At 67.8% G+C, this 18,840-nt stretch carries 20 protein-coding genes; 12 read left to right on the top strand and 8 right to left on the bottom strand.

Going from position 1 to position 18,840, the window contains the following annotated elements; all coding sequences use genetic code 11:
• Positions 1-73: 73 nt before the first annotated feature.
• From ACWH4W_RS08535 to ACWH4W_RS08515, 5 genes are read right to left on the bottom strand one after another with little or no spacing between them, the layout of a single operon-like run.
• Entirely contained in the window at positions 74-652 is a 579-nt protein-coding gene (locus tag ACWH4W_RS08535) for a hypothetical protein (protein ID WP_473075197.1), read from the bottom strand.
• Entirely contained in the window at positions 649-1,317 is a 669-nt protein-coding gene (locus ACWH4W_RS08530; protein ID WP_473075196.1) for a hypothetical protein, read from the bottom strand. Before ACWH4W_RS08530 ends, ACWH4W_RS08535 begins: the two co-directional genes overlap by 4 nt.
• A complete protein-coding gene (locus tag ACWH4W_RS08525) occupies positions 1,298-1,894 on the bottom strand; it encodes a hypothetical protein (RefSeq protein WP_473075195.1) in 597 nt (198 codons plus the stop codon). The genes ACWH4W_RS08530 and ACWH4W_RS08525 overlap by 20 nt, the downstream gene beginning before the upstream one ends.
• 33 nt (positions 1,895-1,927) lie before the next feature.
• Positions 1,928-3,151: a putative T7SS-secreted protein gene (locus ACWH4W_RS08520; protein WP_473075194.1), complete on the bottom strand. Its 1,224-nt coding sequence runs from the start codon at positions 3,149-3,151 to the stop codon at positions 1,928-1,930.
• Positions 3,148-3,459, bottom strand: coding sequence for a WXG100 family type VII secretion target (locus ACWH4W_RS08515; protein WP_473075193.1), 312 nt, complete (start codon positions 3,457-3,459; stop codon positions 3,148-3,150). Before ACWH4W_RS08515 ends, ACWH4W_RS08520 begins: the two co-directional genes overlap by 4 nt.
• A gap of 455 nt (positions 3,460-3,914) precedes the next feature.
• Between ACWH4W_RS08515 and ACWH4W_RS08510 the strand changes: the two genes are divergently transcribed.
• The 9 genes from ACWH4W_RS08510 (at position 3,915) to ACWH4W_RS08470 (ending at position 9,836) form a co-directional block, all read left to right on the top strand.
• Positions 3,915-4,277: a hypothetical protein gene (locus ACWH4W_RS08510; RefSeq protein WP_473075192.1), complete on the top strand. Its 363-nt coding sequence runs from the start codon at positions 3,915-3,917 to the stop codon at positions 4,275-4,277.
• 72 nt (positions 4,278-4,349) lie between these two features.
• Entirely contained in the window at positions 4,350-4,505 is a 156-nt protein-coding gene (locus ACWH4W_RS08505) for a hypothetical protein (RefSeq protein WP_473075191.1), read from the top strand.
• Positions 4,506-4,662: 157 nt separating this feature from the next.
• Complete coding sequence (locus ACWH4W_RS08500; RefSeq protein ID WP_366253689.1) at positions 4,663-5,334, top strand: hypothetical protein; 672 nt, start codon at positions 4,663-4,665, stop codon at positions 5,332-5,334.
• Positions 5,325-6,410 (top strand): hypothetical protein, encoded by a 1,086-nt coding sequence (locus ACWH4W_RS08495; protein WP_473077448.1) that lies wholly within the window; start codon positions 5,325-5,327, stop codon positions 6,408-6,410. Before ACWH4W_RS08500 ends, ACWH4W_RS08495 begins: the two co-directional genes overlap by 10 nt.
• Positions 6,411-6,450: 40 nt before the next feature.
• Positions 6,451-6,747, top strand: coding sequence for a WXG100 family type VII secretion target (locus ACWH4W_RS08490; protein ID WP_366253690.1), 297 nt, complete (start codon positions 6,451-6,453; stop codon positions 6,745-6,747).
• A complete protein-coding gene (locus tag ACWH4W_RS08485) occupies positions 6,744-8,102 on the top strand; it encodes a hypothetical protein (RefSeq protein ID WP_473075190.1) in 1,359 nt (452 codons plus the stop codon). The genes ACWH4W_RS08490 and ACWH4W_RS08485 overlap by 4 nt, the downstream gene beginning before the upstream one ends.
• Before the next feature lie 9 nt (positions 8,103-8,111).
• The gene (locus tag ACWH4W_RS08480) at positions 8,112-8,525 is read left to right on the top strand and encodes a hypothetical protein (RefSeq protein WP_366253692.1); all 414 of its coding nucleotides are present in this window, start codon (positions 8,112-8,114) and stop codon (positions 8,523-8,525) included.
• The gene (locus ACWH4W_RS08475) at positions 8,512-9,144 is read left to right on the top strand and encodes a hypothetical protein (protein WP_473075189.1); all 633 of its coding nucleotides are present in this window, start codon (positions 8,512-8,514) and stop codon (positions 9,142-9,144) included. The genes ACWH4W_RS08480 and ACWH4W_RS08475 overlap by 14 nt, the downstream gene beginning before the upstream one ends.
• Before the next feature lie 53 nt (positions 9,145-9,197).
• Positions 9,198-9,836: a hypothetical protein gene (locus ACWH4W_RS08470; protein ID WP_473075188.1), complete on the top strand. Its 639-nt coding sequence runs from the start codon at positions 9,198-9,200 to the stop codon at positions 9,834-9,836.
• A 178-nt stretch (positions 9,837-10,014) separates the two neighbouring features.
• Here the strand turns inward: ACWH4W_RS08470 and ACWH4W_RS08465 are convergent, their stop codons facing one another.
• Positions 10,015-10,860, bottom strand: a complete 846-nt coding sequence (locus ACWH4W_RS08465) for a hypothetical protein (RefSeq protein ID WP_473075187.1) — start codon at positions 10,858-10,860, stop codon at positions 10,015-10,017.
• Between the two features lie 199 nt (positions 10,861-11,059).
• Between ACWH4W_RS08465 and ACWH4W_RS08460 the strand changes: the two genes are divergently transcribed.
• Positions 11,060-11,530 (top strand): hypothetical protein, encoded by a 471-nt coding sequence (locus ACWH4W_RS08460; RefSeq protein WP_473075186.1) that lies wholly within the window; start codon positions 11,060-11,062, stop codon positions 11,528-11,530.
• A gap of 352 nt (positions 11,531-11,882) precedes the next feature.
• Here ACWH4W_RS08460 and ACWH4W_RS08455 read toward each other — a convergent pair whose 3' ends face one another.
• Positions 11,883-12,182, bottom strand: coding sequence for a WXG100 family type VII secretion target (locus tag ACWH4W_RS08455; RefSeq protein WP_006133193.1), 300 nt, complete (start codon positions 12,180-12,182; stop codon positions 11,883-11,885).
• Positions 12,183-12,509: 327 nt separating this feature from the next.
• On the opposite strand from ACWH4W_RS08455, the gene ACWH4W_RS08450 reads away from it, so the two are divergent.
• Positions 12,510-17,234 carry an FtsK/SpoIIIE domain-containing protein gene (locus ACWH4W_RS08450; RefSeq protein ID WP_473075185.1) on the top strand — a complete coding sequence of 1,575 codons (4,725 nt, stop codon included), beginning with the start codon at positions 12,510-12,512 and terminating at the stop codon, positions 17,232-17,234.
• 251 nt (positions 17,235-17,485) lie between these two features.
• Here ACWH4W_RS08450 and ACWH4W_RS08445 read toward each other — a convergent pair whose 3' ends face one another.
• Entirely contained in the window at positions 17,486-18,334 is an 849-nt protein-coding gene (locus ACWH4W_RS08445) for a menaquinone biosynthetic enzyme MqnA/MqnD family protein (protein WP_473075184.1), read from the bottom strand.
• A 298-nt stretch (positions 18,335-18,632) separates the two neighbouring features.
• On the opposite strand from ACWH4W_RS08445, the gene ACWH4W_RS08440 reads away from it, so the two are divergent.
• On the top strand, positions 18,633-18,836 hold the full coding sequence (locus ACWH4W_RS08440; RefSeq protein ID WP_006133199.1) for a cold-shock protein: 204 nt from the start codon (positions 18,633-18,635) through the stop codon (positions 18,834-18,836).
• The last annotated feature ends 4 nt before the right edge of the window (positions 18,837-18,840 follow it).

The raw sequence follows: 18,840 nt of genomic DNA, 5'->3' as shown, positions 1-18,840 counted from the left end.
CGGTCACGGCTCCGCCCGCGCGTCGGGCGGAGCCGTACGGCCCTTCCAGGCGGGCCGCAGGCCACAGTCGCCGTCACTCCACCCAGCGCAGCGAACCCGCGATGGCCTCGCACAGCCGCAGCATCGGACCGGACATGCCGACGACCGGCGCGGAGAACGACAGGGTGAGGTAGCCCGTCCCGCCCAGCAGGACGACATGAAGGTCCAGGAACGTGGGCCCCGCAACCCGTACGGCCCGGCCGGCCGGGAGGTCGACCACGCCGACCTCGCGCCGCCCGCCGTCCTCGCCCTTCCGTGCCTCGATCCACGCCGCGAACGCGTCCGGATCGGCCGGCGTCCCGCCCGGCGGCATGAGGGAGACGAGCAGGGACGCCGGCAGTCCTCCGTTGCGGGAAAGGGTCAGGAGGTAGAACTCCATGGCGCCCCGCGCCCGACCCGCTTCCGCGGTGTTGCGCAGGATGGCCCACACGTTCCGCGTCAGCTCGGCCGGGACCTGCCGACCGTCCGCCTGCTTCTCCACAAAGGTCTTCAGCTGATGACGCCAGCGGTCCTGCATCAGGTCGACGCGGAACCACTCCCGCGGGACGAGCAGCCGGTAGTCCCGGGCGCCGGCCGTCGCCGGCTCGGCGCCGCTCCCGGACGACTCGCTCACCCCGGCATCACCAGGGGCGCCCCGGAGTCGTCGAAGAGGCGGACGCTCTTCACGATGCCGGCGAACATGGCGGAGAAGACGTCCCACCCCTCGACCGTGGGCGTCCCCATCTCCATCACCAGCACGGTGCCGTTGTCCAACGGGATCTGCACCTGGATGAACGACGTCCAGATCGGCTCGTCCTGACCCGACTGCGTCAGCGCGCCGTCGACGTTCGAGGCGCGGTTGCCGACGCAGGTCACCGCCGGACCGCACGGCAGGTGCACCTCGTCGACCTGGCCCAGCCCGAGGTGCCGCATCGTGGTCGCGATGAAACCGGCCGGGTTACGGCCCGCCCGCTCGTCGAGGTCCATGAGGCTGACGTTCACCGTCGCCGTGCAACGGACCCCGTCGACCTCGGTGGTGACGAAGCCGGCGTACTGCACACCGGCCTCGATGAACTCGTCGTAGTGCGCCGCGCACATCGCGGCGTACTGCAGTTGCACCTCCTCGTCGGCACCCGGCAGCGCCTGCTTGGCCAGGGCGACCAGCTGATCGGCCAGCTCGTCCAGGTCGTCCGCCCCGAAGGGCAGTTCGAAGAAGCCCTCGGGCATGATCCAGCGGACCTCTATGCCGCGGTCGCCCGTGAGCGTGCGCTGCGCTGCGTCAGCCGTTTCCGTGGTCATCTTCACCCTTGCTTCGGGACTGTTCGCGGTCGTCCACGTCGGGGCGGAAGGTCGCCGCGAACGGGTAGGGCCCGTAGTGCGGATAGTGGGCCGGAATTTCGGCCCCTCCCCGGCGGGCGATGTGCGCGATCTCGCGGTACTTCGCCGCGCGGGCCCGCAGATTCTGCCGGACCGGGTCGCCCCAGTGCTTCATCGCGCTGCGTACGAAGAAAAAAATTTGCGTCACTACAACGACCGCCGCGACTGCCAGGTAAGCGTTGCGGGAAGCGAGGGTCTCCCAGTACTGGGCGACGCCGCCCCAGTACAGCACTGCTCCAAATCCGACGAGCGCGAGCGGCACTCCGTGCTTGAGGCCCGCGCCGAACATCTCCTCCTCGTCGGCATGCCGCCGACGCAGCAGGTCGAGCACCGCCTCGTCATCGAAGAAGTCGAACCGGAGCTCGCGTCCCGCCTCCTCGGCGGCCTGCTTAGCCTCCGGCACACCGGCGATCACGGAGCCGTCGACCAGCGTGACGGTGTCGCCGCCGCGCCTGCCGACGAACTGACGGGAACCCAGCGCTTGTTCGTTCCGTGTCATGACATGTGCTTTCCCTTATGGGTGGCCACAGCTCTAGGCTGCCAGGGCCGCGTTGAACGGCTTCGGCGAGACGCTCGGTACGGGGCGAGGGCGGGGCGACGGCGTGGGGGCGGGCGAGGTGGCCTTGGGGGGCTCCTGGTAACCGGTCCTGCCGCCGTTCTCACCGCTGAACATGCGGTTCAAAGCGCTTGCGAGACCTGCTCCCTTGATGACGGCCGTGATCTTCTTGCCGTCGATCGCCGCAGCTCGGGCCGTCCTTCCCAGAACCTTGTTGGTCAGCTTGACGGCGACGCCGTTCAGGAAGTTGTGTCCGATGCCGTCCAGCGCCCTCACGCCACTGAACCTGAACTTCGTCAGTCCCTTGACGCCCTTGAGGGCCTTGAACCCCTTCAGAGCCCCCAGACCAGGAAGAACTCCCAACGCATCGGCACCCAGCTTCAGCCAGTCGACCTTCCCCCCGCGCACCGTCATGTCGTAGGCGTGACCGGCCAGCGCCGCCGCGCTCGCCACCACGGCCAGGGTCGCGAAAATGGGCACCAAGAACTGCAGCGGCGGAACGAATGCGCAAATGACCGCAAGGACGGACAGAACTGCCGAGATGTTCGACAGCATATCGGCCCAGTCCGCCAGGAAGTTCATGAATCCGCCGGGATCACGAACCGCATCGTGATACACGACATTCCTGATATGGCGAGCAGCTTTGTCCCCCGCGTCGTCATAGATCTCTCTGGCGTCCTTCACCGCCTTGCGGGCGGCCCCGATGCGACGCAACGCCTCGGCCCGCTTCTTGACCCACCGCTCGTACTCCTCTTTCTCCGCGGCGGGAATCTCGAGCACCGTCGGGTATTTGTTGGTGAACCTTTTGACCTCACCGTCCGCGAGGTCGTGTTCGGCCTTCGCCTCCCGGTAGTCGGCAAGGGCCTTGTCAGCCTTGCGCTGCGCCCGCCGCATCTCGCTTGCGAACTGTTCGGAGTGCCCTTCACCGGCCTCCTCACCGATGACCTTCGCCGCTTCGTCGTAGCGTTCGAAGGATTTCTTCAGCTTGTCCGCCGTACCGCCGGCAAGTTCATGGAAGCCTTTGCCCGCCTCGCTGTCCCAGCCCTCGACGGAGGCCAGCGCCTTGATGACGCGGGACTGTTCGTCGATCATGTCGGCCATCTTGCGCAGCTTGCGGCCCAGTTCGGCGACCTCCTCGGGGTCGCCCGGCGTGGGGTCGTCGTGCCACAGCGGCGGCCAGTCGGCGTCTGCCCTGCTCACTTCTTCCCCTTGCTCTGTACCTTGGCGTCCCGGATCGCCTTGGCCAGCTCACGGTCGATGTCGTCGTACGCCTTGGCCGCGGTCCGGGTGAACTCCGACAGCTGCTCAAGCTCCTTCATGAGCTTCTTGCGCGTCTTCTTCCAGGTGTCCCCGAAGTCGGCGAACGCATCCTTAAGGCCGCCGTGGCCGATCGCGCTGCCGTACTCGTCCGCAGGATTTCCGTGCTTCTCGAACTCTCCGTGAATCTTCGCCAGGTCACGTGAGCATTGTTTGATGGCGGCGAGGTCCGCTTTTATGTGATCCCCCATGATTCCAATCCTTTCTCACCTGCACCCGCCCAATTCCCTTCACCAAGGGCAGTCGCAGCCGTCCACCGACTCCCGCGTCCCGGCTCTGCACAGCAGATACTCTCAGTAGACCGATCTGGTTCGGCATCGGCAAGGAGATCGTTGACATGGCACGCAAGAGCAAACAGGGCGTAATCGCGGAACGCCTTGGCATTCACTCCGATGCGGGCGAATGGTGCTGGATCGGAAATATCCCGCAGCCTCCGGCCGATGTTCTGCAAGCCGCGGGTAACCCACCACTCCACCCGGCCCGCCGACCGCCGCTGGCCATGCTCGGTACGGTACTCGGCGCCCCATTCCTCCCACTCCTCCTTCTCCTGAGCCTTCTGGCCCGAGCGCAGGAGTCGGTCGAGCGTGCCCTCGACTCGAAGGAGGAGAAGGAACGTCACCGGGCGCGGAAGGAGGGCGAGAAGCGGATGGACGCGGCTGTCGAACAACACGGCCTGGACAACGTCTTCGACGGCGACTGGAACGGCGCCGCCGGCCAGTTCCTCCTGTACTGGTACAGCCACTCGACCCACCACGAGCGCCTGCTGTTCGCCGGTCAGGACGGCATCACCTTCGCGGCCCCGCGCAAGCGCGTCAGCTCGGGACGCGACAGGCACGCCCAGATCGTCGCCCGCCTGTCCCCCGACGAGGCCACGCTGGAAGACCCCTTCTCCGGCGAGTTCGAGACCCGGATACTACTGATCCGCTTCCGCGACGACTCCTGGCTGCGGGTGGACACGGAGGAGTCCCGCAGCGAACTCCACATGTACGCGCTCCGGCAGGCGTCGTGAACGCGCCCTGTTGACGCCGGGTCGCGGAAACACCGCCCCACGGCGACCGCCTTCCTGCTCTGTTGTCTCTGCGTGGCCCAGTTCGGCTGGTTCCTGCCGGACTGGGCGGTGGGGCTGAGGATCGTCCTGGCGCTCATCGTTCTCTTCATACAAGCTCCGAAGAACGAACGGCTGGCCCGTTGGGTGGGGTTGCACATACTGGAGTTACCGAAAGGGCGGTTCGGCTGACGTGATCTGCGCATTCCGGGGATACACCCGATAACTCCGGTTCGACTCCACACGCCGGATACACGCCGTTCGCAAGCCTCTTCGCCCTGGCGAAACCGGAAACCGCACCGATACCGTCTCTGCTCTCGACTGCACTTCTGTCTCACGGGGAGTCACTGTGAAGCGCCGCACCCTGCCCACTGCCGCCGCCGCGTTCGCCGCCGCGACGGCCCTGCTGCTCACGGCCTGTGGAGGCGGGGACGACGGGTCCGCCGACAGCGATCAGATCGCCGGAGCCGGCCAGCAGTCCGAGCAGCCGAGCGAGTCGGCGGAGCCCGCAGCGCCGCAGCAGGACAAGCCTGACGGCGTGGACCTGTCGCTGCCCACGGACATGAATCTGGTCTTCGACTGGGACAAGCCGGCGGACAAGAACGAGGCGGCCGCCATGGACGACGCCGCCAACTTCTTCCGGGCCATCTACCGTGGTGTCGACAAGCGCACTGCTAAGGATGCGAGCATCGTCGCCTACGCCACGGGCGAGGGGCTGCATTACGCACAGACTCAGGTCAACGCCTGGATCGACGGAGGCTGGACCGCGACCGGCACCCTGCGCCACTACGACGCCACCACTCGGTCCGCAGGAGACGGCACTTCGGTGGAGGTGGCCTTCTGCGCTGACTCCGGCAAGTTCTTCGGCAAGGAAGTGAAGACCGGCAAGGTCCTCACGACCAAGCCGAGCATTGAGGACTTCGACTACTACAAGATCATCATGGTCAAGCTCCCCACGTCTGACACGCTGTGGCAAGCGTCGAAGGTCTTCGTCGAGACGAAGGCGGCGAAGTGCCAGTGAGAAGGTCGCATCGCACATTCGTCGGTGTCACAGCGCTCACTCTGACCCTCAGCGTCATCGCCTTTACTGAAGCAGCCTACGCCGCGAAGCCAGTGGGTTCCGACAAGGGAGCCAGCACCGAGCAAACCGGTGGCGGCAACGGTAAGGGCATCTATGCCGCCGCCCGCATCACGTACTCCGGTTCCGTGGCTCCGAACGGAGGCACCGGCAACGTGACGTCCACCAACGTCAACTGGACACCGCCGCCCTGCTGGTATGCCCCCTACCTCGGCGCCAAGGACTTCAAGAAGAAGATGTCCGCGGACATCAAGCGGCAGATGAGCGCCCCCGGCATGGGCGGTCATGCCGGCGCGGCCCTCAGTGAGCTGAAGCGTCACTACGAGGACGACTACGGCTGGACCGACACCCCCGGCTACAAGGACTACAACGTCGACAAGGACGGCGAGGGAATGTTCTGGGCCGCCGTCGAGAACCCGAACGAACCCGACCTGCTGAAACGCAATTCCTGCAACGCCCTCCCCTTCTGGGTGGACAATGGCGAACCACCACCGCCCCAGTACGAACAGGCCATCACGCCCCAGATCCTCGCGGCCCTGGCCTACCAGCACATGCAACTGCCCGACACCGAGGTCAGCCTCGCCCCGGAACAGACCACCAAGGTCAACCTGCCCACCTGGGCATGGCTCGACAAAGCCGTGTTCGACGAGGTGCAGGCCACGGCAGCCCTCAACGTGCCGGGCTTCAACCTCCAGGCCACGACGACGGCAAGGCCGGTCTCCCTGACCCTCGAACCCGGCACCGACGACGCCGTGACCCACCCCGCCTCGGGAGAGTGCACGATCGACAACGACGGCTCGATCGGCGAGCCGTACGCGAGGGGCAAGGCCGACCGCACCCCACCGTGCGGCATCACCTACCTCCGCTCGTCGGGTGGCGGAACCTACAATCTCCAGGCCACGATCACCTGGGAGATCTCATGGACCGGCACTGGCGGCGCCGGAGGCGACCTCCCCGACGGCACCTTCGGCAACGGCCAGGCCGTCACCGTCCAAGAGATCCAGTCCGTCAACCGTTGAAAGCACAACAGCGAATACGCACCCAGGGGGAGGGCCCGCCATGGGCGAACCGGATCTGACGGTCGACTACGAGTTCCTAGCGGAGTGTGAGCGCAAGCTCGGTCAGCTCAAGAGGACGTTCGAGGACATCGAGAATCGCCGCGACGACATGAAGGAGCACTGGGGCTCCCGCGCCGTCGCCGAGGCGATGAAGGACTTCGTCAACAACTGGAACGACTACCGTACGAGACTCGTCGAGTCCCTCGAGAACGTCGGGAAGCTCGTAGCCGGCAGCAAAGAGGCGTTCGAGGATCTCGACGGAGAGCTGGCCAAGGCGAACAAGAAGAAGCAGAAGTGACAGCGACATCCAAACGCCGTCCGGTGGACTGGCAGCCGCTCTGTGAATCCGATCCAGTACCTGGCGATCCGGAAGAGATCCGTGCCGAGGTCGCGCACATGATCTCGGTGGCCAAAAAGCTGCGGGACCAAGCTAAAAATCTGAAGGCGATCAGCGACGACGACACGCTTAAGGGCAAGTACGTCAAGACCCTGCGTGAGGAGTCCTCCACACTAGAGAAGCACATGCGGGAGGTGGCCAGCCGGTATGAGCGTGTACACGGTCACCTCACTAAATGGTCCGACGAACTGGAGGTCTTTCAGGCCGACGCCGACAAGGTGTTGCACCGGGCCAAGCAGAAGCAGGAAGAATTCGAGGCGGAAAAGGCCAAGAAGTCCGGCTCCGGCGACGGGAACACTCCTCAGGCCTCATCCAGTGGCGAGGACCATCCCTACGAGGACCACCTTGAGTCGTACCGCAAGCAGTTGAACACCATCATCGGCGACCGGGACTCCCGCGCGAACCATCACAAGGACAAGATCCGCAGCGAGATCGACGACGTGATCGAGGACTCGTTTTGGGATAACGTCAAGGGCTGGGTTCACGACAACGCCGACCTGATCAAAGCTTTCATCGATGTCCTCGGTTGGGTAGCGACGTTCGCGGGTTTCCTGGCGCTCGCCATCCCCGGCTTGAATCTTCTCATCCTCGGTATCGCAGGCCTTACGATCTTGCTTAGACTCGCCCTGGTGGCGTCTGGCGACGCCACCTGGACGGATGTCATCTTCGACGTTGTGGGTGGACTGCTTGTAGTGGGAGGTATCGGGGCCGCTGCGAAGCTCGCTAGCGGCGCCAAAGCCACCGTGAACGCCGCTCAGGCCGCCCGCACCGCTGGTCTGAGTAAAGGCCTCAGAGGCGTCAAAGGCATCTTGGACGACATGGGACGACTGATGTCCAAAACGCCGGAAGGGCCAGGTCGTCAGGTAATCGGTGCGGCACGCAACGGCATACGCAAGTCCATCTCCCAGAACGTGGGCCTTGTAGTCAAGAAGCCTTTGAGTGTCAGCCCGCTGTCGACTCTTCTGCATCTCGGCGACAAGGAAATGGCCGGCATGGCCAAAATGCTACAGGCGAACAAAGCGGCCTTTCCGGAAGCCGCCGCGGCCGCTGCGGACAAGGCATACAAGTCCTACCAGTTGGGTCTCGGCATTGCGTGGACCGGCATGGGGATGGACGTCATGGACAAGACGCTGGGCAAGAGCGACCTGACGAGCTGGACACACGAAAATCTCGGAACCGGTGAAAAACCCTACAACGAGGCATATTCCGATTGGAAGGACAACACCCTGAAGCCCGCCCCCGACACTCACTGGTGAGGATTGACCATGGATCTGCACTCAGCGCAACGCATCACCCAGGCCGAAGCCGCCCGCACGGGACTGGGGACCGGCCCCAACCGGCGGCTCAGGCTCACCCTGTTCATCGGGATGCCGATGGTCTTTCTGGTGTTCGGGATCATGATCCTCGTGCCGAAATCCCTGAGAGACGAAGTGCTTCGCGTCTATGAGGCCGGGATCATCGGCTGTCTCCTCCACTATGCGTGGGTCTTCGTGAAGTACCCCCGGCACGCCGACCGTCCGCCCTACCTCACCCGAGATCTCGCCATGGGCGGTGGCTTCTACCTGCCCTCCTTGATGCTCGGCTTCTGGCCGGGCATGATCGCCGCCCCGGCCTGGGCACTCTTCGTAGGTATTACCTATGCCGTGGAAGTGACGCGGAGGCGAAATGACCACCGCTGAGCACCGCCGGTCCCCGAACGGCTTCAACCTAGTGCCGCCGCCCGGCTGGGACGTGATTCCGCTGCGGACGGGCACGAGGGAAGCGATGGACCGCATCGTCCGCAAGGCCGTCGCGCAACTGCCCGTCGGCTTCCCCAAGGACGACATTCCAAAGGCCCGGCTGAAGCTCACCCAGGAGATGAAAAAGGTCGTCCGCCGAGCCAGCGCGAAGGGGGGAATGACCCTCTACCTCCCCACCGAACCCCTTCACGGCGTCGTGTTGCCCGTCTCGATCGTGGCATCCGAACCGATCGAGATTCCGCGGGTCAGGCCCAACAGTGGCCCGGAAGCGGTACTGGCCGCGCTCGCCAGCGTGACCTCCGGCGCCGAGACGCGGGAGCTCGACGGCATCGCGGCCCTGCGTTCGGAGCGAGAGGTACCCGCCGACGCGGACAAGGGCATCGACGTCGCCCACCGCCGGGTCGAGTACTTCGTCCCGGTCCCGGACAGCACCCCCGACCAGTACCTGACCTTCGCCTTCAGTGCCTTGATCGCGCCCGGCTCGGATCCCGCCTTCTACGACACTCTCGTGGAGTTGTTCGACGCGGTAATGGGAACCTTCCGCTGGGCCTACGCTTGACGGCGCCCCCGCTGCCCCGCGCCCCAAGTCCCCCTCGACGAAAGAGACCTGCCATGTCCGAAGGCACCCTGTGGAGCGCCGACCTCGGTGAGCTTCACGTCGATACGGATGCCAACAAGGGCCTTTGGGGCTACCTCTGGCTCCAGATCGACAAGAAGACTTTCAAAGAATGGCTGGACGCAACACTGGCGCATCTGGCCGCCGCACACAACATCGAACTCACTCGCAAGATCCGCCGTTTCCATAAAAGTTTTTACGAGCAGACGATCGTCACGCTTCGGGACAAGGTCCAGGCCGACGAGGCGTTCATCTACCACCCCGTTCCGCTGACCTACATGCCCCTCGTGATGCATGCCACCCGCATCCACTGCGAGGCCCGTGACGCGTCCTCCTGCGAGGGGATCACCGCGGCCATGGTGCCGCACCCGGAGATCCCCGAGTGGCAGCAGCGGACCGGCAGCGTTCCGTTCGTCTCGCCGCATCTGGGTGAGGACGGGGTCCGGGTCACCCGTTCCTACCCTGCGGACAGCACCATCATGATGACCTCGGTGACATACCACTGGCACACAGCGCCCGGCCTCCCCGACGTCATGCTCCGCGGGCATCACGATGATCCGGAGGTGATCGCCGCGGTGATGGAGCCACTGGACGACTTCGCACGGACGCTCCGACTTCCCGGGGCGGCCCATTGACCGGGCCACCGGCACGCTGGTAGGCCACTCCATCCACCCAGCTACCGCTGCTGCTCAGTTCCCTGAGGCATCGTCCTCGCACCTGGGCACGCGCCTCGACGTGGAAGAGCCACGCAGCAAACTGCACAGTTACGCGATCCGACAGCGCTGAAGACGCCAGTGGCAGGAGCCGTGCCATTCAGCGGTGTGGGACTTCTTCGATCACCGTTTCGCTGAAGCGCCACGCCCCCCGGTTCCCGACAGCCTCCGCGCGCAGCCCTTCCTCCCACGCGATGCGGGCGGCCCTGCCGTGGGTCAGAGCGGGGTACTCCCCCGGGGACACCTTGATGTAGCCGCGCCGATCGGCGGGATACGCGCGCAACACCTCCCGCAGCTTCTCTTCCTGCTCTCGCCGCAAGCGCGCCCGGCCGACGACCTCGCCCGTCTCCCTCTCGGTCACGGCCCCCCGCCAAGCCATCCACACAACCGAGCCGACCGCGGCCAGCGCGAACCCCGCGGCGCCGAGGACTTCCCCGGCGGCGTCTGCCTGCCCTGGCGTCTGCGGCCGGAGGTCCGCCTCTGGGTCCTCGATGACGGTCACCGTCTGCCCGACGTCGTAGAGGTCCGACGTCGTCCGCAGCTCGGGCCCGGGAACACGCGTCCCGTCCTCGTGCTCCAGCGTGTAGAAGGAATCACGGGACTTGCGCCCTTCCGCCTCCTCGAGCCGCTCACTCACCACGGTGGCGACCACCGTCTCCCCACGCTGCTGCAACGTGAGGTCCTCCCGGGCCAGGTCCGCGACACCCACCGCCATCGACGACACGACCACGATGAAGAGGGCTGCATACGAACTGGACCCGCTTGCCCCGAACTTCCTGATCCCAAGGAACAGCAGCGCCCCGTGCACCACCCACAACGCGATCTGCACCGCGAGGCCGACGTCGTCCGTCAGTATGTACATCCCGGCGATGACGGCAAGCACGTAACAGCCGACGCCAAGGGCCCACCCGACCCGACGCCCCAACAACTCTCGCTCCTCCCTCATCGCCCCTCCTGCGAGGAACGATTGAGCTCGCTCTCTCCGCCCGTGTCGGCTTCGGTCGGGTAGTGTTTCACGGCCTCCAGGCCGGCCGGCTCGTACGGGTGACGTCGACGGCCTCCACCTCCGGCAACGGCACAGCCACGGACGACGCCGACCCGGGTAACCGGAGCACCGACAGCACCGCTTCGAGGGAGTTCACTCGATGACAGAAACTGACGAGACCAAAGCGGCCGCCAAAGAAATACCTTGGGTTTCGTTCGGAATCGCCGGCTTCAAAGTCATCCTCGCGCTGGCCCTTTTCCGCATCCTCGCTGTTCCTTTCACCGAGGACATGTTCGGAGAGGCGATGCTTCCCATGCCCACCTGGGAGTGGTCTCTGTGCTCCCTCACACCGGTGATTGTCATCTGGCTTGCACGTCACCCTGATGCATGGAAGACGCTGATGGGCGAGCGCACGCTCCTCACAATCGCCCTCACGTACTACCTGCATGGGCCTGGCGGTCTTTCTCAGCTCCCGGCCGAGCTTCGCCACTTCCTCCGGGTCTCCGGGGACCGGGTCGGCCTGCTCACCGATCACCACCCACTCGTCGGCCCGCGGGCGGTTCACCTCACGCCGCCGTCGGTGCCTGGCTTCCGTCTGTCCGTCCCTCGCAGGGCTTCGACAAGTGCGTGATCGACGTCCTCGTACGTTCTCGCCACGATGGAAAGCAGTACGGACAGCTTTTCAGCTCGTCCGACAAACGCTCACGGTGAATCTTCCGGTTGTCACCGAAGTCGTCGAAAACGGAGACGAGTCCCTGATCGCCCAAGGCGGCCGCGCCCAGCCCTTCGGCCGGGTTGGTGTTCCTGGTGAACTCCCGGTAGATGGCCGTCAGGTTCTTGGAACCCGCTTGATGCGTCCGATGTCGGCAGTCTGATCCGACAACATGTCCCCCACTGGGTGGTGTCACGGCACGGATCGGTGGGACGGGGAACCCTTGCTCACCCGCCCCACCGCCGATGTAACTCCGCCCAGCGCCCGGAAGTTACTTCCGCGCCGCCTTGGCCAGCTCGTCGTCGATCTGCTCGAACTTGTCGGCCGCCATGGTCAGGTAGTCGCCCATGCCGTCCAGGCCGTCCAGCGTGGTCTTCGCGCCGTTGGTGAACTCGTCGAAGTTCTCGTCGAAGGCCTTCGAGGAGCTCTTGGTGACGTAGCCCGAGTTGACGAGGTTGTTGATGTACTTGCGGAGGCCGTCCAGCTTCTCCTGGAGCTTTTCCTTCTCCTTGACGACATGCTTGGCAGCTTCCCGCATGTCCTGATATGTGATGTCAAGGTCCTTGGCCATGAAGCCGCTTCCCTTCGCAACGCCGCAGGGCCAACCCCCGTGGCTCCCTTGTTCGCGGAACTGCCGGCCTGCCGTCGCGCTCCCTGCGGCTCAGGGGCCGCCCAGGCCCACCGGTGTGTCCGTCCGCTCTTGCGGCAGCAGCTTACGGGGGTGAACTGTGCTGCCACATCCCCGCCTTGTGAAGGCAACGGTCACAACCGGTGGACGCCGTTGCTGCCGGGAACGCGGCCCGTTCCCCGGCTGCCTTCCGGGTGGTCCGAGCCGATATCGTCGGCGGGACTGTGAGCCGCGGGGTGGAAGCGGCCGCAGGGCCTGGGGAGGACAAGCGTGCGCCTGACTCTGACCGTCGTCGATCCGTACGGCGGGGGCTCCGCCGATGTCGTCCTCGATGCCGATCCCGAGTCGACCGTCGGCGACATCACACGCGAACTGGCCGCGCAGGTCGGGCACTCCGGCGCCCGGGTCGTCCCCATCGGACACGGGCACCAGGGGCAGGCGCCCGCCGGGACCACGCCGATGGTGTACGTCGACGGGTACGCCGTCGACCCCTCCGCGACCGTCGTCGGCTCCCCCTTGCGCGACGGCGCCGTGGTGTCCCTCCAGGACCCCTCCGGGTGTCTGCCCGGTGAGCCCACCGGACTCGTGGAGCTGCGCGTCGTCGGCGGACCCGCGGCCGGTTTCGTGCACCGGCTCGGCGTCGGCCGCTACGACATCGGCAGCGGCAACGCCTCGTACGTCCGCGTCGACGATCCCGAGGTCGAGGCCCGCGCGCTGACCCTCTCCGTCGCCACCGACGGGACCTGCCAGGTCGTCGTGCACGGCGAGCACGCCGGCGTCACCCTCGACGGTGAGCCCATCGTCGACGCCCAGGAGCGGCGCGACGAGGAGAAGCGCCGCAGCGAGAGCGACGACGCCGACGACAACTCCAAGAAGAAGCGCCGGAAGAAGGCGAAGAAAAAGAAGAAGGAGAAAAAGGAGAAGAAGGATGACGCCGGGAGTGCCGCCGCCCAGCGTGGCGGGCGGTTCGACTGGCCGCTCGGGGGGCAGGTCGCCGTCGGCAACACCCTGCTCGAGCTGGCCCGTTACTCCCCTCCCAACGCCGCCCTGAAGTGGTCCGACGACGGCATCGGGCTCGACTACAACCGGCCGCCCCGGCTCCGCCCGCCCCAGCGGCAGACCAGTTTCCGGCTGCCCTCCAAGCCGCGCGACTACGAGGCCCGGCCGCTGCCCTGGATCATGGCGCTGACGCCGCTGGTCGGGTCGGTCGTCATGGTGGCGATCCTCCAGCGCTGGTACTACCTGATCATGGCGGCGCTCAGCCCGATCCTCCTCTTCGCCAACTACTTCAACGACAAGAAGCACGGCCGCAAGTCCCACGCGAAGCAGGTCAAGGAGTACGAGGAGCAGAAGGCCCGGATCGAGAGGGACGCCCAGGACGCGCTGGTCGCGGAGCGCGACGACCGGCGGCACGCCATCCCCGACCCGGCGACGGTGCTGTCCCTGGGCACGGGGCCGCGCACCCGGCTGTGGGAGCGGCGCCGTACCGACCGCGACCATCTGCTGCTGCGGTTCGGCACCGGGCGGCTGCCGTCCGAGGTGGTGCTGGACGACCCGGAGCAGGACGACCACCGGCGCCAGGTGACCTGGAAGATCGAGGACGCCCCGGTCGCGCTGGACCTGCGCGGACTCGGCGTCATCGGCGTCGCCGGTCCCGGTGACTCGGCGCGCGCGCTGGGGCGGTGGGCCGTCGGCCAGACCGCCGCGCTGCACAGCCCGATGGACGTGCAGTTCTACGTGCTGAGCGAGAACTCCGCGCGGGAGTCCTGGGACTGGGTGCGCTGGCTGCCGCACGCCCGCCCCTCCGGCGGGCAGGACGTGAACGTCCTCATAGGCACCGACGCCGAGACGGTCGGCGCCCGGATCGGTGAGCTGACGCAGATCCTCGACGCCCGCAAGAAGGCCGCCGAGCAGAACCGTTCCCAGGGCACGACGTTCAGCGACCCCGACATCGTGGTCGTCTGGGACGGCTCGCGGCGGCTGCGGTCGCTGCCCGGTGTGGTGCGGCTGCTGCGCGAGGGCCCCTCGGTGTCGATGTACGCGATCTGCCTGGACGCCGAGGAGCGGTTCCTGCCCGGCGAGTGCCAGGCGTTCGTCGTCGCCGAGCCGCGTCCCGAGGAACGCGAGCGGCAGCGGGCCGACCGCGCGGTGGCCCAGCCGGCCGTGGCGGGCGGCTTCCCCTCCTTCCACGCCTGGCACAGCGACGCCCTGGAACCCGGCCGCGGTGCCCAGCAGGCGCCCGACAAGCTGCGGCTGCGCGTCGAGGAGGCCGGCGCGGAGCGCATCGCGGACGTACGGCCGGACTTCGTCCCGCCCGCCTGGTGCCTGCGGCTGGCCCGTGCCCTGTCGCCGCTGCGCGACATCAGCGGGGAGACCGAGGACTCGGCGCTGCCCGCGTCCAGCCGCCTCCTCGACGTGCTGCAGCTGGAGCCGCCGACGAGCGACGCGATCGCGGCGCGGTGGCGGACGGGCGGGCAGTCGACGCTCGCGGTGATCGGCGAGTCGTACGACGGGCCGTTCGGCATCGACATGCGCAAGGACGGTCCGCACGGCCTGATCGCCGGTACGACCGGTTCGGGCAAGTCGGAGCTGCTGCAGACGATCGTCGCGGCGCTGGCCGTCGCCAACACCCCCGAGAACATGACGTTCGTCCTCGTCGACTACAAGGGCGGCTCCGCGTTCAAGGACTGCGTCAAACTCCCGCACACCGTCGGCATGGTGACCGACCTCGACGCCCATCTCGTGGAGCGCGCCCTGGAGTCGCTGGGCGCGGAGCTGAAGCGGCGCGAGCACATCCTGGCCGCCGCCGACGCCAAGGACATCGAGGACTACCAGGATCTGGTGCGGCGCGACCCGTCGCACCCGCCGGTGCCGCGACTGCTCATCGTCATCGACGAGTTCGCCTCGATGGTGCGCGACCTGCCGGACTTCGTCACCGGTCTGGTGAACATCGCCCAGCGGGGCCGTTCCCTCGGCATCCACCTGCTGCTCGCCACCCAGCGGCCGAGCGGTGTCGTCTCCCCCGAGATCCGCGCCAACACCAACCTGCGCATCGCGCTGCGCGTGACGGACGCCGGCGAGTCGACGGACGTCATCGACTCGCCCGAGGCCGGGCACATCGCCAAGAGCACCCCGGGCCGCGCCTACGCCCGGCTGGGGCACGCCTCGCTGGTGCCGTTCCAGTCGGGCCGGGTCGGCGGCCGGCGGCCCGGCGCCGCGGACCCTGCCGCCCTCGCACCCTGGGTGACTCCGCTGACCTGGGAGGACCTGGGCCGGGCCGCGCTCGCCAAGCCGAAGTCCGAGGCGCGCGAGGACGAGGAGATCACCGACCTGAAGGTGCTGGTCGACGCGGTGCGCGACGCCAACCGCGCGCTCGGCATCCCCGCCCAGCACAGCCCGTGGCTGCCCGCCCTGGACGAGACGCTGCTGCTGGACGACATCGAGGCGCCGGCGTACGCGCCCGCGCCGGGCACGCTGCCGCCGGCGCCGTTCGGCGTCGAGGACCTGCCCGCCGACCAGGCCCGCCGCCCGGTCGTCGTGGACTTCTCCACCTTCGGCCACCTGATGATCGGCGGCGCCCCGCGCAGCGGCCGTTCGCAGGTGCTGCGCACCCTCGCGGGCTCCCTGGCCCGCACCCACTCCGTGGCCGACGTCCACCTGTACGGCATCGACTGCGGCAACGGCGCGCTCAACGCGCTGACCCGGCTGCCGCACTGCGGCGCGGTGGTCGGCCGTAACCAGACCGAGCGGGTGATCCGGCTGGTCAACCGGCTCAAGGGCGAACTGTCGCGCCGCCAGGACCTGTTGGCGGAGGCCGGCTTCGCGGACATCGGGGAGCAGCGGGCCGCGGTCGCCGAGGACGAGCGGCTGCCGCACATCGTGGTGCTGCTGGACCGCTGGGAGGGCTGGGTGCCCACGCTCGGCGAGATCGACCACGGTTCGCTGACCGACGAGCTGCAGACGATGATGCGGGAGGGCGCGAGCGTCGGCATCCACCTGGTGCTGACCGGTGACCGGACGCTGCTGGTGGGCCGGATCGCGAGCCTCACGGAGGACAAGTACGGTCTGCGGCTCGCCGACCGCAGCGACTTCTCCTCGCTCGGCATCCCCGCCCGCAAGGTGCCGGAGGAGATCCCGCCGGGCCGTGCCTTCCGCAACGAGTCCGGTACGGAGACGCAGTTCGCGCTGCTCGCCGAGGACACCACGGGTCAGGGGCAGGCGGCGGCGCTGACCGCGATCGGCGAGGCGGCGGCCGCGCGGGACGCCGGAGTGCCGCGCACGCGGCGGCCGTTCCGGGTGGACAGCCTGCCGAGCCGGATCTCCTTCCCCGAGGCGTGGGAGCTGCGCGACCCGGAGGCGTCGCGGTCGAAGCTGTTCGGTCTGGCCGGCATCGGCGGCGACGAGATCGTCGGCTTCGGTCCCGATCTCGCCGACGGGGTGCCGGCGTTCGTGATCGCGGGTCCGGCCAAGTCGGGCCGCTCCACGGTGCTGATGAACTTCGCCCGGTCGTTCCTCGCCCAGGGGACGCGGCTGGTGATCGCCGCCCCGCGCCAGTCGCCGCTGCGGCAGCTGGACGGCGCGGAGGGCGTGCTGAAGGTGTTCACGGGCGACGACATCGACGAGGACGACTTCGAGGAGCTGGTCGACGAGGCGTCGCTGGAGGAGCCGATCGCCGTGCTGGTCGACGACGGCGAGATCCTCGAGGACTGCGACGCCGAGAGCCAGTTGAAGAAGCTGGTCTCGCGCGGCGCCGAACGCGGGCTCGCCCTCGTCATCGCCGGTGACGAGGAGGACGTGTGCAGCGGCTTCTCCGGCTGGCAGGTCGACGCGAAGAAGGCGCGGCGGGGCATCCTGCTCTCCCCGCAGGAGTCGTCCAGCGGGGACCTCATCGGCGTCCGGCTGTCCCGGGGGATGGTCGGCGGGCAGGTCGCTCCGGGCAAGGGCATGCTGCACCTCGGGGACGGCGAGCTGCGCACGGTCGTCGTCCCGGGCTGAGCGAGGCGCCCGCGCGGGCCGGGGGCCCGGCCGCACGCTCCGGACCGAGCCGGCCGAGCAGCCGGCAGGAACCCGCGACCGTGGGTCCGTCCGCGTCGAGCGGCCGGGCCGCATGGCATCGCCCCTCCCCCGTCGCACCGGTGCGCCGTCGCCACCCAGCGGGGCGGCGGCCGGCCCGGGCGGGGGCCCGGACCGGCCGCGCGGCGCCCTGGCCCGGACACGCGGCGCCGCGCGAGGCGGCCGTCACCGGGTCACGGCTGCAGCAGTTCCACCCGGACGTCCGCCGGGAAGCCCGTCGTCGGCCCCACGCGGCGGGCGAACTCGGCGACCGCCTCCAGCTGCGGGGCGCCGAAGCGGAAGTCGAGGGTGGTGAAGTACCGGGCCAGGGTCTTCTCGTCGAAGGCCTCCCAGCGGGCCGCCTGCTCGGCCACCTTGTCGACCTCTTCCAGGGAGAGGTTGCGGGAGGCGAGGAAGGCCTCGTGCACCTTGCGGGTGAGCACGGGCTCGCGCTCCGCGTACTCCTTGCGGGCCGCCCAGACGGCGAAGACGAACGGCAGGCCCGTCCACTGCTTCCACAGCGCGCCCAGGTCGTGGACCTCGAGGCCGTAGCGGGGGCCGTCGACCATGTTGGCGCGCAGGGCCGCGTCGCCGATCAGGACGGCCGCCTCCGCCTCCCGCATCATCAGGCCCAGGTCGGGCGGGCAGGTGTAGTAGTCGGGCCGCACGCCGTGCTTCTCGGCGAGGAGGAGCTGGGCGAGCCGTACGGAGGTGCGGGAGGTCGAGCCGAGGGCGACCCGCGCTCCGTCCAGCCGGTCCAGCGGGACCTGCGAGACGATCACGCAGGACATGACCGGGCCGTCGCAGCCGACGGCGATGTCGGGGAAGGCGACGAGCTGGTCCGCGTGCTTGAGGTACTCGACCAGGGTGATGGGCCCGATGTCGAGGTCGCCCTGCACCAGCTGCTCGCTGAGCTTCTCCGGGGTGTCCTTCGTCAGCTCGAAGTCGAGGAGCGTGCCCGTTCTCGCGAGCCCCCAGTACAGGGGCAGGCAGTTCAGGAACTGGATGTGGCCGACGCGCGGCCGGGTGCGAGGATTGTCCACGTCGTGAGGCTAGACCTTGCGCCGGGCGGCACAGCGGTCGCCCCCGTCCGTCCCCGGGCACGCGCGTGACGAACGGGGCGTTCAAACATTCGGGTGAAGTGACCTTGACCTCTCTTGCACTCGGGCCTCCGCGTGCTAGGCTCATCGCAAGTTGCAGTTTGGTTTCCCTTGCAGTACAGAGCCTGCGGAGCATGTGACCGCGGGCTCTCGTCGTTCTCAGACGGATGCAGTTGTGCGGAATAGTCTTCACACTTGCTGGTTCTGGAGCAGGGCAACCCTTTGAGCCCAAGGAGGGCTTATGGCTACCGGAACCGTGAAGTGGTTCAACGCCGAAAAGGGCTTCGGATTCATCGCCCAGGAGGGCGGCGGCCCCGACGTCTTCGTCCACTACTCCGCGATCAACGCGACCGGCTTCCGGTCCCTCGAGGAGAACCAGCAGGTCACCTTCGACGTCACGCAGGGCCCGAAGGGCCCGCAGGCGGAGAACGTCACCCCGGCCTGACCCT

Source organism: Streptomyces sp. DSM 120436, assembly GCF_055778765.1.
Note: the sequence above shows the minus strand (reverse complement) of the source record. Positions and strands in the feature narration are given on the sequence as shown.

Coding starts and splice junctions, on each gene's coding strand:
- ACWH4W_RS08440 (WP_006133199.1), top strand. CDS start 18,633: ATGGCTACCGGAACCGTGAAGTGGTTCAACGCCGAAAAGGGCTTCGGA.
- ACWH4W_RS08490 (WP_366253690.1), top strand. CDS start 6,451: ATGGGCGAACCGGATCTGACGGTCGACTACGAGTTCCTAGCGGAGTGT.
- ACWH4W_RS08460 (WP_473075186.1), top strand. CDS start 11,060: ATGACAGAAACTGACGAGACCAAAGCGGCCGCCAAAGAAATACCTTGG.
- ACWH4W_RS08480 (WP_366253692.1), top strand. CDS start 8,112: ATGGATCTGCACTCAGCGCAACGCATCACCCAGGCCGAAGCCGCCCGC.
- ACWH4W_RS08475 (WP_473075189.1), top strand. CDS start 8,512: ATGACCACCGCTGAGCACCGCCGGTCCCCGAACGGCTTCAACCTAGTG.
- ACWH4W_RS08510 (WP_473075192.1), top strand. CDS start 3,915: ATGGACGCGGCTGTCGAACAACACGGCCTGGACAACGTCTTCGACGGC.
- ACWH4W_RS08455 (WP_006133193.1), bottom strand. CDS start 12,182: ATGGCCAAGGACCTTGACATCACATATCAGGACATGCGGGAAGCTGCC.
- ACWH4W_RS08530 (WP_473075196.1), bottom strand. CDS start 1,317: ATGACCACGGAAACGGCTGACGCAGCGCAGCGCACGCTCACGGGCGAC.
- ACWH4W_RS08525 (WP_473075195.1), bottom strand. CDS start 1,894: ATGACACGGAACGAACAAGCGCTGGGTTCCCGTCAGTTCGTCGGCAGG.
- ACWH4W_RS08470 (WP_473075188.1), top strand. CDS start 9,198: ATGTCCGAAGGCACCCTGTGGAGCGCCGACCTCGGTGAGCTTCACGTC.
- ACWH4W_RS08465 (WP_473075187.1), bottom strand. CDS start 10,860: ATGAGGGAGGAGCGAGAGTTGTTGGGGCGTCGGGTCGGGTGGGCCCTT.
- ACWH4W_RS08515 (WP_473075193.1), bottom strand. CDS start 3,459: ATGGGGGATCACATAAAAGCGGACCTCGCCGCCATCAAACAATGCTCA.